Raw genomic sequence first — 464 nt, forward strand, 5'->3', positions numbered from 1 at the left:
GTCCCCCGGCAGGCCGACCGGCGCGGCACCTACGAGCCCCCCACGAGCCCCACGGACCCCGAGGGCCCCGAGGACCCCTACGACGACCCGGACCCGGCCCCCGACGGCAGCCGCCGCGACCGCAAGGCCGCGGCCCATCGCCGCCGCAGACGCCGCACCCTCCTCATCGCCACCGGCTTCGTCCTCGCCGCCGGGGCCCTGAGCCTCGCCGAACTCAGCGCCGACGCCCCCTTCTCGTTCGTCCGTCCGGCCTCCGGCGACGCCTCCCCGGACGGCGGCTCCGCCTCCGTCTCCCCGGCCCGGACGGGCGCCCCCGCCACCGACACCACGGCAGGCGCGTCCACCACGCCCAGCACCTCGGCCTCCGCCTCCGCCTCGGACTCCCCCTCGCCCTCCCCTTCCGAGTCCTCCACCGAGTCCGAGTCCCCGTCGACGCCCCCCACCACGGACAGCCCCGCCACCAC

1 pseudogene is annotated in these 464 nt (G+C 78.9%); it reads left to right on the forward strand.

The features are described from left to right. Window positions 1-464 (forward strand): annotated as a pseudogene (locus GT030_RS35430) (hypothetical protein); the annotation flags it as partial.

The organism is Streptomyces sp. SID1328 (assembly GCF_009865595.1).
Lineage (GTDB): Bacteria > Actinomycetota > Actinomycetes > Streptomycetales > Streptomycetaceae > Streptomyces > Streptomyces griseoluteus.